Here is a 16140-nt window from a genome sequence, read left to right on the forward strand (position 1 = left end):
CTATGCGGGTCTTGGTGCATAGATTATAATGCAGACACCGATTAGTGCGACTGTGGCACCAATAACATCGTATTTATCTGGCTTGAACCCGTCGACTTTCCATGCCCACACCAATGCCATTATAATGAATACACCACCATAAGTAGCATATACCCTACCAAAGTTTGCAGACTGCCAAGTTGCGACTACGCCATAAGCAACCAGTATAATAGCTCCAATAATCCCGTACCATAATGGTTTGCCTTCTTTAAGCCATAGCCATATAAGGTAGCCACCGCCAATTTCACATAGCCCAGCCAAAACGAATATTGATAATGATTTTATAATCTCCATACATCAAATATAGGATTAACGGAAGATTGTAAAACAAAAAAATCGACTGCAGAAACCGTCGATTTTCACTATATGTCTTCTTTTGAGCTAGTATTGAGTTGTCCAACGGCCACGTTCGTAACGCAAAACCTTAAAGTTTTAGCTCACCATATCATAACAAAGTTACAGAACAGAAGAATAGCGACAAATAAACACCTCTGTTTGGTGCCAATCATTTTCGGCAATCAATTGACTCACATGAAGTTTAGAAAGCACAACGTAGTTTTTATCAAATTTTTCCTCAACGCCTCTTTCCCCTTTAGTGTCTGTTCACAAAAAAAAATCCCAAATGGTATCTTCCCGTATAAAGCCTAGAAATCTCTCGTGATCCCCAGCGGGAATAGAGTCATATACTTCAAAAATATATTTTTTTACACGTTTTTCAATTTGAAGATACTTTTGAAACCCTCAAGCCATCTGACTTGTTTTCTGCGACGTTTTGAAACAGATGTATTTTTTCAATCTCCTTTATTTTCTAATCTGCAAAGCTATCGCTGAGCTGCTATTATCGTTCAAGGGTGTATAAACGGCTGCGCCGACCTTGAGCAGATAAGCAGTCCGCGAGCGGAATGAGCAATAAAAATAAATATTGTTATGGAAAAACCATCAGAATTGCTAAATGATCGCAGTGTAACTCAGTATCTCAATGATCATAATCATATCAATTATGAAAGAGATCTCCTCAACGAAATCCTGCAAGCCATTCATAGAAAGGATATTAAACAACTCGCCTGGTTTGCACAGTTTGGAGACAGGCTTAGATCCATCATCTTTAACGTTTATGCTTATCGCAAGGGATTGCAGTTTGGCTTTACCAATATTACATTAGATGAATACGGTTGGCTGGTTAGACCGTCATTCATGGAGCAGGAGGAACTTCGTTTTGGCTTAACTGAAAATGACCGTTACGGAAGTTACAGCACCATTACCCTGGGTCGCGGACCAAATCAAATGTGGACTTACGGGATAAGTGTATCTTATGGAACTGCTGGATCCTCCTCAGGTATCTGTGTGTACGATCCCATTTTCAGATCCAGAGAAGAGGCATTAACCCACGCCGTGGGAAAACTCAAAAATATGATTTCGGAAAAAGTGGGCAATAGTGACGCAACAAACTATAACCAGAAAATTATTCTTGCAACATTAAAAAGTATCGCGAGTTTGGAAATATCAAAGGTTCAGCTTAGCCTTTTCTGACATCTTTGATTTCATTTGAATGTGATATTCCAGGTGGCCCGCCCCGGAATATCAGATTCTGCTTTGTTGCGAGTTTGCCTTACTAATACACGGCCGAATCTCATCAAGCAAACTTAAAGTTTTCAACAGCAGGATTTAGAAGGAGTATTCCTGGTCAGGGCCTTTTGAGAATCACTCCGGTTATCCCCATAAATCCGGACCCTGGGCAATAGTGTAAGTTACGGATAAACAGCCTGAATATATTTGATTGTATGTGCCTGCTAACTCCCAGGGATAGGGCATAAATTTTTGACATCATTTACGTCAAGGGGGTGCATTTAATCAGGGTACCAATTTAGGTTATGAGGGTTGGCACGCAAAAAGAAATTCCGGCATAAACCCTCCTGTGGCCCTTGCACTCCTTTCCATTTATTCCGTTGCTTCTTTTGCTTTGGCAACCCTAAAACCTTTGCTTGTACCATAATTACTTCAAAATATTATGGAAAACTCGTTTTATCAGCTTGCTGAAATCGAAATCAGCTATAAGCCACAATTTAAATCTATAGAGCGACCACAGATCGATAGTGCAAACAAAGCTTACCAGGTACTGATCAGTAATTGGGACCTCAACAAAATTGAACTTGTGGAGGAATTTAAAATCATTTTGCTCAACCGCAGAAACAGGGTGCTTGGTATTGTCAATATATCTCAGGGCGGAATGTCCGGCACAATTGCCGATCCCAAAATCATCTTCGCTGTCGCACTAAAAGCCTGCGCCAGTGGTATCATTCTTTCTCATAGCCATCCTTCAGGAGAATCAAGCCCGAGCGAGGCCGATATCAAATTGACCAAAAAGCTCGCCGAGGCTGGTAAATTGCTTGATCTTCAGATACTCGACCATATTATTGTTTGCAGCGATGGATATTACAGTTTTATGGATGAGGGAATGATGTAAATTTCAAAGCTTCTGCAGCATTGTTTGCAGAAGCTTATTTTTTATTCATGTTATAATTATACCTGCTGCCCGCGGATTCTTCTTTCAAAGCATACTTATAGCGCCCATCATGAATAGACATCTGTGCAAGAGATCTAAACCAAAAAACGGAAATACAGCCATGGCCATAAATCCGTTTATCTAAATTAACGCTCTCAAGGACTAAGTTAATCACACAAAGCATCTCACGCAATTTTTTTTAAATACTTCCTACTCCTTTAGCTTTGCCTTATTTTTTCTACACCCATCATCAGATCTTCCCCTTCATCTGTTTAAGATTTCCACTACAATAAAGTACCTGTAGGCATTTTGAGTAGCAAATTTCTGAACAATCCGCTTGCCGGAAAGACCGGTCCCTAAAGGGTTTGCCGAAAAAAAAGTCTTCCTTTCTCGCTGCGCTCCAAAGCGTATTTGTTTTTCGCAAAGTCTTGCCTTGCAATCTGGATTGTTTCAAGGAGAGGTGGCTTAACAAAAAGCCAGGAGGCTCCTGCCGACTGACTTTGAACAAAAAATAATTAAGCCATGGACCCATTAAAAGACAGAAGCCCACCAACCCAAACCCCGCGCCACTCGGAGCGCACAGGAAACATTGCCCCGAATAGGGAGATCATTAATCAATTTATTTTCAATATTAAAATCAGAAATCATGAAAAATCAAAGTATCAATAACGCCAACGGAAAAGCCGAATTTTTAGATATCAAAACCGCAAAGAATCCATTCTATCAACCCTTGGCAGGCAAAGCAAATCTAAACACTGATAATAGGATACCTATAAAAGATGAACCAAAAAAAGAGGAAATCGCAGGCGATTCGAAAACCGAGAATACAAAGGCAAATATCCAAGAGCAAAATTCCCAGGGTGCAGTCGTTCAGTTCTCACAGGCTAAGGAAGATAAGACCGAACCAAAAATAGCTGATGGGAAAACTGAAAAAACGGCGTTGAACTTGGAAGGTACATTAAAATTGGTCGAAGAATTACACCGCCGAATGGTGCAAAGGGGTAGACTCGTGCACACTATTGACAACCTCGATAAGTTTGAGATTGAGCAAAAGCAAGAAGCCGAAGATACCACCTCAAATTATTATCAAGGCTGTGAACTTGAAATCACAGACGATAAACGCAACAAGTTTTCAACGAAAAACCCCGTAATCATTAAAGCGGTAGCGCTATTTGTCCGTGATTTATGTACAAATCGTCTCGCTGAAATTGAAGCTGAAATCACAATTCCTGCTTAATTCCCTTTTCCCCTGCCCGGTTAGGGCGGGGGTTTAATAAATCCTCAAAAACCATGTATGCCGCATTTTTTGAACTACTCGATCAATTGTACTGGAAAGGATATGCTGAAAACCTGCAGGAAGAAAATCCAATATCCTTTAACCTCCAATACAATCAATTTCTTAATCAGTACCAAAACTAAAATATCATGAAAACAGAAGAGCTATTTTTTATCGTCCGCATCGAAGTGCAAACAGCGCATGAAAATGTAAATCATTCATTAGAAGAAATGGAAAAGCAGTCAAGATTTCTAATGACCGATACACCAAACGTAAAGGTGATTAATTCGGAAATCCTAACCACAAAAACCATAAACCTAAAAGACTAAACCATGGCGCATAACCTATATTACAACGAGCGGACGCAGAAACACAGTTTCTTCTCCGTAAAAGAAAAAGCTTGGCATAGTCTGGGTACAATCATTGAAGACTATCCGACCAGTGCCGAAGCTTTACAATTTGCAGGGCTAAACTATTCTGTGGAAAAACGCCCGCTTTTTACCCTTGACAATACAAACTTTGACTTGCTTAATGCGCTTGCAGATGGAATTGAGCCTACTGTAAACGTCCCTAATTACTACGCCAATGTCCGAACGGACACGGAAGAGGTACTCGGGGTCGTGGGTAAAGATTATCAAATCGTGCAAAATATCGAAGCCTTTTCTTTCTTTGACAATATTGTGGGGAGTGATGATGGCATAAAATACGAAACCGCAGGTGCTTTAGGAAAAGGAGAACGGGTCTTTATTACCGCAAAACTTCCCGACTATATCAGGGTTGGCAGGGATGATCTGATTGAGCAGTATCTATTCCTAACCACTTCCCATGATGGTTTTGGAAGTATTACAGCAGCGTTTACGCCAGTGAGGGTCGTTTGTCAAAACACCTTAAATGCAGCTATGAAAAATCAGTACAATACCATCAAAATCAGGCACACTTCCAGCGCAAATGAAAGGCTCAATCAAGCACATCAATTGATGGGGATCAGTAGCCGCCTGGGGCAGGAGATGGAAGACCTTTATAACTACTGGGCAAAAATCCGTATTAATGATAAGGATATAAAGCAACTGATCGAAGTTGCCTTGGCGCCAAGCAAAGAAGTGCTCGCCAGTCTACAGGAAGATAAAAGATATACCCTATCCAGTCATTACCTAAATATTGTGGAGAATGTTTATGAATTTGCCCTTAGTGCACCCTCACAAATGGAAAAGACCACCAAAGGAACTTTGTTTGGGGCATACAACGCGGTAACTGGCTACTTCCAAAATGTCAGAAATTTTCAGAATGAGGAGCAAAAATTTAAAAGCATTATGCACGGAACAGGTCTGCAGCGCTCGCAAAAAGCATTTGATTTATGCACCGATTATGCGACACTTGGAACATTCCAGCTTAGTTAATCAGGTGGCTTATTAAGCCACTTGATTAACTATTCGAATTTGCCAGGCGCGCTCCGCGCCTGAAGTCATATCATTCCTCATCAATGTGTTTCAGTAAAGATCTCAACTTATAACCATTTAAAATTAATAGCTTTCTCCGATGAAGTGCCGTGATAATCTTTAGCCGGATGCTTTCGGAAAGCTTCTTGGCATTAAGCCTGAAAAAATATTCACTGTACTTTGAGTACCTGTTTTCTGGAGCTTTCTATTAGCGGATATACATGAACATGTTTTTGCCGTCTTACGGAAATAAATATGTTGTAAATATTTTACCTACCTATAGTAAATTGGCGAGAAGGAGTCGGGTGGATTGGTTTCTCCACATTATGCTGGTTGGACCAATAAAATAAGCGCCACCAGCTCCGAATTGGTTTCTTGGGTCTGACTAGCAAAATGTGTTGGCTTATGACGAAAACGATTGATTTTTCCTTTTTTGGTTCAAATTGCCCAGGATTACTAAAAATTACTCGCGCCGGCTTTCGACTGTGTAAATAAAGCTGTCTGCTTTATAATACCCCAGATTATACTCGATAGGTCGTTCATTGTTGTCGTAGACAAATCTTTTTCGGAACAAAACAGCAGTGCCCACTTCTGTTTCAAGTTTTTCAGCGATAAACTCATCAGCCAGTAATGCACTGATTTCTTCTTTGGAAACCATTGCGATGATTCCGTGTGCATTTTCAAGCATTTCGTATAAAGGGGCTTTGTAATCCTCTTCCCCTGTTAGGCCAACCATGGGGTGAAAGTAGGATTCGAAATAAACGAAAGGCCCCTCTGGTCGCCCCCTGAGTCTGACCAACTTTAATATCTTTTTATCTTCTTTTATGCCGAAGAAGCTCGCAATCCTCTTTTCAGGATGCACCCAGCTCACATGCAGCTCGAAATTTCTGATTGGAATACCTCTGGCACTCATTTCCTGCGAAAAGCTCATCCAATTTTTGGATTTCGAGCTTAATGATTTGGATTCAACCACTCTGGTGCCAACACCTTTTTTTCGGCTAAGCAGACCATCATAGACCAGTTTATTAATGGACTGTCGAAGTGTTGTGCGGGAAATGCTCAAAATTTTGGAGAGCTCAACTTCGTTCGGTAACAATTTTCCATCAATATACTCCGGTGATTCAATTAATCTTCTAAGCAGTTCTTCTGCTTGTACGTGTAAAGGGATTTGGCTTTTATGATCGATTTTAAGTTTCATAATCATCACAATGATAAAAAAAATATACCTCATTCACGCATGTCTATACATAATACTTCATCGTGAGTTCTCGGAATTCGTTAGTGCGCGCGATGGAAATAAATAATTTAAAAAAAAAAGTCAAATTACTAGGAGATCAAATTATAAATAATACATTTGTATATACATACTATAGAATGTATGGTTTAGCCAAATTTATTGAAAAATCTTATTTATGAGGATGATTTTGTTAAAAAACATTTAATTAACTTATATAGAGGTCTTTATCGAAGTGTATTTAATTCTTAGCTATTCCGTATTTATTTGGTTTACAATTATCATGACAAGCTAAATGCAATAGCAATTGTGATAATTTTGATATTATGTATATACAAAATGTTGTAAAAAAACAAATTAATCAAACACCTATCATTTTTTAAATATTTATGTCGATAGAAGAGCCCATGAGAAAAACCGAACAGGAAATAATGCCTGATCGGATTATTGAAATCAATCAACCGCAGGGTTATGATATTTATCCCTATTATCCACTTGGAGGCAACAAAATATTCAATGGCTATTCATCGCTTTGCGATTACATAGTAGAACAAAAAACTATAGTAATTGACGGGTATGTCGGCGTGTATTGGACTAGGTTGATTTGTGCTTTAAAGGAGGAATTAAGTGCTAGGGGTTTAAATTTAAACCTCATTGAAAGTAGCGCTTATTTAAAATCCGAACTGGAGTTAAATGATATGGTTGCGCCTTTTTTGGGGGCAGATGATTCGGTATGGGGTAAAAAGACAACATTAGCACTGTCAGATTATTTCAATATCCATGCCTTAAGTGAACTTGATGAAGATTCCTCCGCTGATATCAATATAATCGCTGGCTGCGGTGCTTCTCTATCCAATTGGAATGCCGCTGTAATTTATGTTGACCTTCCAAAAAATGAACTTCAACATCGAATGAGTGCCGGTTCTGTCTGCAATTTAGGAATGGATCAGCCTGGTGAGCAGATGGAGATGTATAAGCGTTTTTATTTTGTTGATTGGGTAGTCCTCAACCAGCATAAAAAGGCGCTGATTGATCAAATTGATGTTTTTGTCGATGCACAATGGGAGGAAATCATTAACTGGGCCTACGGGAAGGATATCCGTGATGGCCTGACCAAAATGTCATCCTCTGTTTTTAGAGCTCGCCCATGGTTTGCGCCGGGAGCCTGGGGTGGACAATGGATGAAAAATCATATGCCCCAGTTGGATAGAAATGAGGTTAATTACGCCTGGTCTTTTGAGCTCATCGTTCCTGAAAATGGGATCGTTTTTGAAAGCGAGGGCCTTCTTTTAGAAGTCTCTTTTGATGCGCTCATGTTTACGCATAATGAAAACGTTTTGGGCCATCACGCCGCGAAGTTTGGAGATGAATTTCCTATACGGTTTGATTTTCTGGATACTTTTGATGGTGGAAATCTTTCTATCCAATGCCATCCCAGCCTGAAATATATTCAGCGTGAATTTGGTGAAAATATTACTCAGGATGAAACCTATTACATCCTGGATTGTAAAGAAAATGCTTCGGTATATCTTGGTTTTCAGGATGATATTGACCCTGCTGAATTCAGGGAAATATTAGAAAAAAGTAATTCCGAGAATCAAGAAATTGATATTGAAAAATATGTTCAGGTTCACCAGGCAAAAAAGCACGATCTGTTTTTGATTCCCAACGGCACAGTTCACAGTGCAGGAGCAGAAAACCTAGTGCTAGAAATTAGTGCAACGCCTTACATTTTTACTTTTAAAATGTATGATTGGGTAAGATTGGATTTAAACGGAAAACCTCGTCCTATCAATATCGACCATGCATTTAAAAACCTTGACTTTAGCAGAAAAGGGGATAAAGTTAAACAAGAATTAATCTCCAAGCCTTCAATTCTTTTCGAACGTGATGGTTTTATGTGTTACCATCTACCAACTCATCCCGATCATTTCTATGATGTTCATCGATTAGAGTTTGACACCGAAATAGAAGTACAAACCAATAATGTTTGCCATGTGCTTATGCTGGTTGAAGGAACTGCCATTGCAGTTGAGTCCGCCGATGGCACCATCATGACTTTTCCATTTGCTGAAACATTCGTGATTCCAGCAGCTGCCGGCACTTACAAAATCACAAACAAGGGTAATCAACGGGCAAAAGTGATTAAAGCATTCTTAAAATAAGCAGTATGAATAGCACCGAAAACACGGCTGTTAAAAACAGCAAAACATATTTGTACCTGATATGCCTGGTTGCTGCCCTTGGCGGATTCCTTTTTGGTTTTGATACTGCAGTAATTTCAGGTACCATTAGTCTGGTAAAAGGAGACTTTGGACTTGATGCAGTAAGTGAGGGTTGGTTTGTGAGTTGTGCGCTTTTGGGCTGCATAATCGGCGTCAGTATATCAGGTAAACTGAGCGATCATTATGGACGAAAAATAGTGATGATTTTATCCGCACTTCTTTTTTTGATTTCTGCCATAGGCTGTATGTTTGCCACAAATTTTTCCGCTTTAATAGTTTTCAGGCTGGTAGGCGGCATCGGAATTGGCGTCGCCTCTATGGTATCTCCACTTTATATATCCGAATTTGCCCCCTCGCGCCTTCGTGGTACTATGGTTTCCCTTTATCAACTGGCGTTAACGATCGGAATTGTAGCTGCATATTTTAGCAATGCCTATTTGGCCAATCACGCAGCTGACCACTTTAATGGCAGCCAATCTACGCGTATATTTTCTGAAGAAGTGTGGAGAGCCATGCTTGGTCTGGGCGGAGTACCGGCATTGATATTTTTAATTTCACTTTTTCTGGTTCCAGAATCCCCGAGATGGCTGTTAACAAAAGGACGTACTGATTTAGCGACCAAAATTTTAATCAAAATTGATGGGGAAAAGGCCGCTCAAAGCGAAGTTAAAGCCTTCTTATCACAAAACGAAAATGAAGAGGATGGTTCGCTTAAAACGCTTTTTAAACCGGTATACCGAAAAGCACTTTGGATTGGATTACTATTGCCTTTCCTCTCTCAGGTTTGCGGAATCAATGCCGTTATCTATTATGGGCCAAGGATTCTAGAACAGGCAGGTTTTACTTTAAACAATGCTTTGGGTGGACAGGTTACTATTGGCTTAGTCAATGTGATCTTCACCTTTGTAGCCATCTTTACAGTAGATAAATGGGGGAGGAAACCCCTGCTCTACATTGGCGTAGGCGGCGCAGTCGTATCTTTAATCATCATTGGAATTCTTTTTCAGGCAGGTATCATTTCCGGTCCCTGGATTCTGATTTTCATTTTAGCCTTTATTGCCTGTTTCGCGTTTTCTTTTGGCCCTGTTTGTTGGGTGGTAATCGGGGAGATTTTTCCCAATGGAATTAGGGGCAAAGCCATGTCCTTGGCTACCCTTACGCTATGGATAGGGAACTTTTTTGTTGGCCAACTCACTCCGATAATGTTAGAGGGACTTGGTTCAGCATGGACATTCTGGATTTTTGCCATCTGTTGCTCACCCGCATTATACCTTACCTGGAAACTCATCCCTGAAACCAAAGGCCGCTCACTCGAGGAGATTGATGCACATTGGCAATCCACTTATAAGAAAGAAATTAAATAATCTTATTACCAGCTCTAAAATATCTAACCTAATATCTACGATGCACACGAAAGCATCTTAACAAATCTAAATGTTATGAGACCTAAATTTTACCCAATTGACAAACTTAAGCGATTGCCCCACTGGCAATTTGCATTAATGGCAATCTTTTTGATTCCGTTTTTACCAAATCATTCATTGGCTTTAACGAAACCCGCCTCGATAAATAAAATTGAAAGGATTATCCTTACCATCAAGGGAAAGGTAGTTGACGAAAAAGGAATCGGGCTTCCCGGGGTCAGCGTCCAAATTAAAGGTACTGCGATAGGTGCCGTGACAGATGCCAACGGACTATACACCATTTCGGTTCCGGATAACCTCGGATCAAGCAGTCTGACCTATTCCTATTTAGGTTACCTAAGTCAGGATGTGGCAATCGGCGGGCGTACAACGATAAATATTTCCATGAAAACAGACGCCAATAATTCATTGGAAGATGTAGTTGTGGTTGGCTATGGAGTACAAAAAAGGGTTTCGGTAACCGGAGCAATCAATACCATAGATGCCAAAAGCATAGAAAATAAACCAGTTTTAAATGTTTATCAGGCACTTCAGGGCGAATCGCCAAACTTGATTATTCAACAAAGTTCTTTAAATCCAGGTAGCAATGTAACGGTGAATATCCGTGGCGTAGGTACCCTGGGTGACAACACCCCGCTCGTTGTGGTTGATGGAATTGTTGGGGGAAATCTTAATACCCTTAATCCAAATGATATTGCTAGTGTAACGGTTCTGAAAGATGCTGGTTCCGCGGCCATTTATGGTTCCAGAGCGGCTAATGGTGTAATCTTAGTCACGACCAAAAGTGGGAAATTAAATCAAAAAACAACAGTCTCTTACAATGGAAGTTATGGGATTCAGGATGCAAATGTGCTGGTGAAAAAAGTTCCGGCATGGGAAAATGCCTATTTCAAGAATGAATCCTTAGTGAATTCTGGCCTTAGTCCAGCTTACACGCCTGATCAGATACAACAACTTAAGGATCAGGGTAACGGGACCTGGGATATCGAACACCTTTTACGTACTGCCCCACAGCAATCGCATAATTTCAGCATGGTAGGCGGAGGCGAGAAAAGTTCGTTTTACGTTTCCGCTGGCTTTCAGGATCAGGGAAGTAATTTTATTGGCAATGGTGGTGAAGGAGCAGATTTTGGTTATCAGAAATACAACTTACGTTTAAACCAGAGCAATGTGGTTGGGAAATTTAAAACGAATTTCATTCTCCTATATACCAAAACCCGAAACAAAACCAACAGCGTTGGAGACAATAATATTTTTGCAGATGCTAACCGTGTGCCACTGAATTATAGCTGGCAGGATGAGAATGGTAATTATTTAACCAATCCTGTCGCTTCACAATATAATGAATATGGTGTTTTAGAAAAAGGTGGTTTTAATCAAGCCGACAATGACGAAATTTTTGGTGCATTCAATGGTCAGTTTAACATTACCAATGATTTAAAAGTTACGGGTGAGTTCGGTGGAACCTTGCAAAATAATGGCACATTCTTTCGTCGTACTCAGGTTAATTATTTACCATCAGGTGTGTATGGCGACGATCGCTCTGTGTTGGATGGAAATAGTAAATCACAACTTTTTAATACCAAGGTATATTTAGAATATGGTAAAAAAATAGCAGCACATGATTTCAAGGTTCAGCTTGGTGCATCTAGTGAGAATTATTCGCAACGCGGATTTCAACTTCAAAAAACATTAACTGATCAGTTACTGGGTACACCAACTACCGGAACTTTGGTTGATCCAATTAATTCAAGTAATAGCCTGGCCATAAATTCAAATAGCCTGCTTTCTTTATTTGGAAGAGCGAATTATTCGTATAAGGACAAATATTTATTAGAAGCTACAGCAAGATATGATGCTTCTTCGAAGTTTGCCAAAGGCAACCGGGGTAGCTTTTTTCCTTCGGTAAGTGCCGGCTGGATTATTACACAGGAATCTTTTATGCAATCCATGAAAAATACGGTGAGCAATTTAAAACTTCGTGCAACCTATGGCGTGCTGGGCAACCAGAATGTTGGAAATTTCCAGTATCAGACCACCTATTTTAACTACGCAAGTGCTTATGGCTTTAACAATGTGCCTGTTGGAGGTGCGGGTACGCTTTTGTCAAATAGAGATCTGACATGGGAGAAAGCATCCGCATTAAATGTTGGAATCGATGCTGGTTTCTTTGAAAATCGTTTAACCGCTTCTTTCGATTATTTTAATAAAGTAACCAGAGATATCTTACAACCGAGACAAGATATTCCGGCTATTTTTGGAGCAGCCACCCCCGATTTTAATGTGGCTAAAGTAAGAAGTAAAGGATGGGAAGCTTCTTTAACTTATAATTTACGTGGTGAAAATGTAACCCAAAGTTTCAGCGTAAATGTTGCTGATAATCAAAATAAGTTGCTTCAGTTATCAGGAGGCGCAACCGAGCAAATTATTAATCAGGATGTTTTTCAATTGTTAAGAAGAATTGGCGAGCCAATTACGCAATATTATGGCTATCAAACCAATGGCTTTTTTCAAAATCAGGCCGATGTAACCAATTCACCCAAAATTGCCGGTAATCCTGTAGTGCCTGGTGATGTAAAATTTAAAGACCTGAACAATGATGGTATTATTGATGCCAAGGATAGAACAGTTTTAGGCAATCCATTTCCAAGGTACACTTTCGGTTTCACCTACCGCCTGGCGGTAAAGGGATTTGATTTACAGTTGTTTATTCAAGGTGTTGGTAAACGCGAAACTTTCTTGCGTGGTGAATTGGTTGAGCCATTCCATTATGGATATGGTGCAACAGTATATGAGCACATGACCAATTACTGGACGCCCAATAATCCTGATGCCCGTTACCCAATTTTTGCAAATATCGGCTCGCCGTCAAATACCAATAACTGGCGTACTGGATCAGATCTTTACAAGTACGATGCGGCTTATGCCCGTTTAAAAAATGTTAACATAGGTTATACCTTACCAGAAGCATTTACCAATAAGATCGGTATCAAGCGTTTCAGGGTATCACTGATTGGACAAAATCTCTTTACGCTTTCCAAACTTAAATTTATTGATCCGGAAACCTCTGAATTCGGCAACAACTTAAGCCTGGGCTCCGGCTCCAATAGTGCCCGTGCATATCCGCTTCCTATATTTTACGGCGCGGGACTGGACATAACTTTTTAATGATAACGGTTAGAATTAACAAACATGAAATACCTACATAAAGCCTTCCTTACAGCCGCTGCAATTATTGCATTAGCAGGTTGTAGAAAACTGGATATTGCACCAACCGATCGATTTTCAGATTTAACTTTCTGGACAGTTGATGTAAATGTCAACAATGCGTTGAATAATAATTATAGTCTGCTTTATAATAGTTCATTATACTTTGAGCCTGAAGCACTTTCTGATAACGCCTATTCGCCATCTGGTGACCTGAATTTGATTGCCAGTGGCAATGCAAACGCATTGACCGGGAAATTTCAGGGCGATTGGGCCAGTTATTATCGTACGATAAAATCTGTAAATATTTTTCTGGAAAATATAGATCAGAACAAGACCCTCCCAGCCGCTACCATTGCCCGGATGAAAGCCGAAAATCAATTTATGAGGGCTTTTGCACTTTTTAATTTGACCAAATGGTATGGCGATGTTCCGCTTCCTGATCATGATCTAACTCCTGAAGAGGCGCAAACCATTCCGCGTAGTTCAAAAACCGCGGTAAACGCCTTCATTGTAAGTCAATTGGAAAGTGCTATACCCAATCTTCCAAGTAAAGACCAGCTACCTGCTAGTGAAAACGGCAGAATTACAAAAGGCGCTGCATTGGCCTTACAAATGAGAACTTTGTTATACGAAGGAAATAAAACTGCAGAGGTGATCGCAGTCTGTGAGAAACTGATCAACAATCAGCAAACCTACGGTACCTACTCACTTGCGCCAAATTACAGCGCATTGTTTAGTGATCCTGCTACAAATAAAACCAATAACGAAAGTATATTATCACTGCAATATGTGCCAACCATCAGAACGTGGCAAAACTTTTGGGATTTTGCTCCAAGAACCGTAGGAGGAAGGGTAAGTAACATGGCGCCTACACAAGAGTTAGTGGATGATTATGTAATGCTGAATGGTAGAGGAATTAAGGAAACAGGTTCTGGCTATGTGGAAAGCAATCCATATATCAACCGCGATCCCAGACTGACTGCTACCGTAGTTTATGATAGGTATACCTGGGTAAATCCAAATAACAGTACCAAAACCATTTATATCAAACCAGGCACCGATCCCGTTCAACCTGGGCTTGATGAGTATTCACCGGGTTCGCAGAGTGCATCGGCTACAGGCTATTATTGGCGGAAATATTTTGACCCAAGTGCCTTGTCGAGTTTTGTTTCCGGTAATAATCTGCATTTGTTCAGATATGCCGAAGTGCTGCTAACCTACGCCGAAGCCAAAAATAGTTTAGGACAAATGGATGCTACTATTTGGGCAAAAACAATCGGAGCACTTCGCGCAAGAGCCGGTTTTACCGATGCGGCTGCATTAAATTTTCCTAGTGCAGATTTAACTAACGTCATCCGCAGGGAACGCCGGGCAGAAATGGCAATGGAAGGATTAAGAGTAGATGATTTGAGAAGGTGGAAAGTGGCCGAATTAACAATGAACGGCTTTGCTCATGGTGCGAAATTCGCCGCAGATCAAAATATCGATAATGGATACATCCGCACGCAACAACGTAAATTCAATGCCCAAAGAGATTATTTATGGGCAGTTCCATCAAGTGAAATTAGCCTAAACAAAAATTTAACTCAAAACCCAGGTTACTAAATTTAAAAACGACATGAAAAAAATAAAATCAATATTCGTTTTACTGGCAGTATCATTGCTCGCCATTACATCCTGTAAAAAGGATGAAAAAGAGCTCAATGAGAATATTAATCCCATTGGAAGTTTGAGCCTTCCTCAAAATCTTCAAAGTATTAAATTAACGCCCTCTAATGCATTGGCCACTCAACAATTTAAGTGGACAGCTGCGAGTGCAGAGGATGGTGGGCTTATTCTATACGAGGTTGCCTTTGATAAGGAAAGCGGTGACTTCTCTAAACCTGTATATAAAGTGGTTTCGGATGGTGCAGGTGTACAGTCTCAGGTTACTATTTCACACAAAGACCTGACCAAAGTGGCGGCATTATGTGGCATTAATTCTTCAAGTACCGGAAATATCAAATGGACGGTGATCGCATCTAAAGCATCCAATAGAAAGCCTGGTCAGGAAAGTAGGATTTTGCAACTGGAGCGGCCGGCAGGTTTTGCCGAAGTGCCAACTGATCTTTACCTTACAGGTTCTGCTACGGAAGTGGGTGATGATATTAGCAAAGCCATAAAATTGAAAAAACTCGAAGAGGGTGTCTTCGAAGTTTATACGACACTTAAACCTGGCAGCTATCAATTGGTTGATAAAACGACTCCGGCGGGTAGAAAATTCTATACGGAAGGTTCGCTGGTAAAAGAAGGAACATCTTCTATCACAGTTACTGGTTCCCCTAAAGTGTTTTATCTGAAATATGATTTCAACGTGGCAACTGTTGTTGATGCTGTTGAAGTACAAAGCCTGGGTTTATATATGTCAGCATACGGGAATGAAATTGGTCAGTTAACTTACACCTCAAACGGTATATGGCAATCGGGAAATATTCCTGTTGTATTTTATCAGTTTTCATGGGGAAGAGATGAACGCTATAAGTTTGCCATGCACACCTCAGCAGGCATTCGTTATTTAGGAAGCAGTAACGTGAATAATGTTAGTCCTGTTGGGCAAGGCGCATCTTATTTTTATCTTAATGCAGTTACTAACGATCAGTGGAATAATACCTATAAATTTAATCCCTCAGCTGATAATAAAAGTGTGAAGGTTGTAGCAAATTTAAATGCTAACGAACCTTATAGTCATACGGTTACCACACAATAATTTACTTAACACCTCCATCGGTTCAGGCCGATGGATCAAAATTCTAA

The 16140-nt window shown here is 40.2% G+C and carries 12 protein-coding genes; 10 read left to right on the plus strand and 2 right to left on the minus strand.

The features are described from left to right. Window positions 1–333: a YnfA family protein gene (locus ACZZZC_RS09320; protein WP_463487010.1), complete on the minus strand. Its 333-nt coding sequence runs from the start codon at window positions 331–333 to the stop codon at window positions 1–3. Window positions 334–966: 633 nt separating this feature from the next. Here ACZZZC_RS09320 and ACZZZC_RS09325 point away from each other — a divergent pair. The 5 genes from ACZZZC_RS09325 (at window position 967) to ACZZZC_RS09345 (ending at window position 5215) form a co-directional block, all read left to right on the plus strand. Beyond that, window positions 967–1569, plus strand: coding sequence for a hypothetical protein (locus tag ACZZZC_RS09325; RefSeq protein WP_463487011.1), 603 nt, complete (start codon window positions 967–969; stop codon window positions 1567–1569). 478 nt (window positions 1570–2047) lie between these two features. After that, window positions 2048–2503: a JAB domain-containing protein gene (locus ACZZZC_RS09330; protein ID WP_463487012.1), complete on the plus strand. Its 456-nt coding sequence runs from the start codon at window positions 2048–2050 to the stop codon at window positions 2501–2503. A gap of 685 nt (window positions 2504–3188) precedes the next feature. Next, a complete protein-coding gene (locus ACZZZC_RS09335; RefSeq protein WP_463487013.1) occupies window positions 3189–3779 on the plus strand; it encodes a hypothetical protein in 591 nt (196 codons plus the stop codon). A gap of 188 nt (window positions 3780–3967) precedes the next feature. Then, window positions 3968–4147, plus strand: coding sequence for a hypothetical protein (locus ACZZZC_RS09340; RefSeq protein ID WP_463487014.1), 180 nt, complete (start codon window positions 3968–3970; stop codon window positions 4145–4147). A 3-nt stretch (window positions 4148–4150) separates the two neighbouring features. Further along, window positions 4151–5215, plus strand: a complete 1065-nt coding sequence (locus ACZZZC_RS09345; RefSeq protein WP_463487015.1) for a DUF932 domain-containing protein — start codon at window positions 4151–4153, stop codon at window positions 5213–5215. A 502-nt stretch (window positions 5216–5717) separates the two neighbouring features. Here ACZZZC_RS09345 and ACZZZC_RS09350 read toward each other — a convergent pair. Beyond that, window positions 5718–6452, minus strand: a complete 735-nt coding sequence (locus ACZZZC_RS09350) for a GntR family transcriptional regulator (protein WP_463487016.1) — start codon at window positions 6450–6452, stop codon at window positions 5718–5720. A 425-nt stretch (window positions 6453–6877) separates the two neighbouring features. Between ACZZZC_RS09350 and ACZZZC_RS09355 the strand changes: the two genes are divergently transcribed. From ACZZZC_RS09355 to ACZZZC_RS09375, 5 genes are all read left to right on the plus strand, one after another. After that, a complete protein-coding gene (locus ACZZZC_RS09355) occupies window positions 6878–8653 on the plus strand; it encodes a class I mannose-6-phosphate isomerase (protein WP_463487017.1) in 1776 nt (591 codons plus the stop codon). Between the two features lie 5 nt (window positions 8654–8658). Continuing rightward, complete coding sequence (locus ACZZZC_RS09360; RefSeq protein WP_463487018.1) at window positions 8659–10077, plus strand: sugar porter family MFS transporter; 1419 nt, start codon at window positions 8659–8661, stop codon at window positions 10075–10077. 75 nt (window positions 10078–10152) lie between these two features. Next, window positions 10153–13305 carry a SusC/RagA family TonB-linked outer membrane protein gene (locus tag ACZZZC_RS09365; RefSeq protein ID WP_463487019.1) on the plus strand — a complete coding sequence of 1051 codons (3153 nt, stop codon included), beginning with the start codon at window positions 10153–10155 and terminating at the stop codon, window positions 13303–13305. Between the two features lie 24 nt (window positions 13306–13329). After that, on the plus strand, window positions 13330–14952 hold the full coding sequence (locus ACZZZC_RS09370) for a RagB/SusD family nutrient uptake outer membrane protein (protein WP_463487020.1): 1623 nt from the start codon (window positions 13330–13332) through the stop codon (window positions 14950–14952). Window positions 14953–14965: 13 nt separating this feature from the next. Beyond that, entirely contained in the window at window positions 14966–16093 is a 1128-nt protein-coding gene (locus ACZZZC_RS09375; RefSeq protein ID WP_463487021.1) for a SusE domain-containing protein, read from the plus strand. Window positions 16094–16140 lie beyond the last annotated feature (47 nt).

Source organism: Pedobacter sp. AC212 (genome assembly GCF_979258625.1).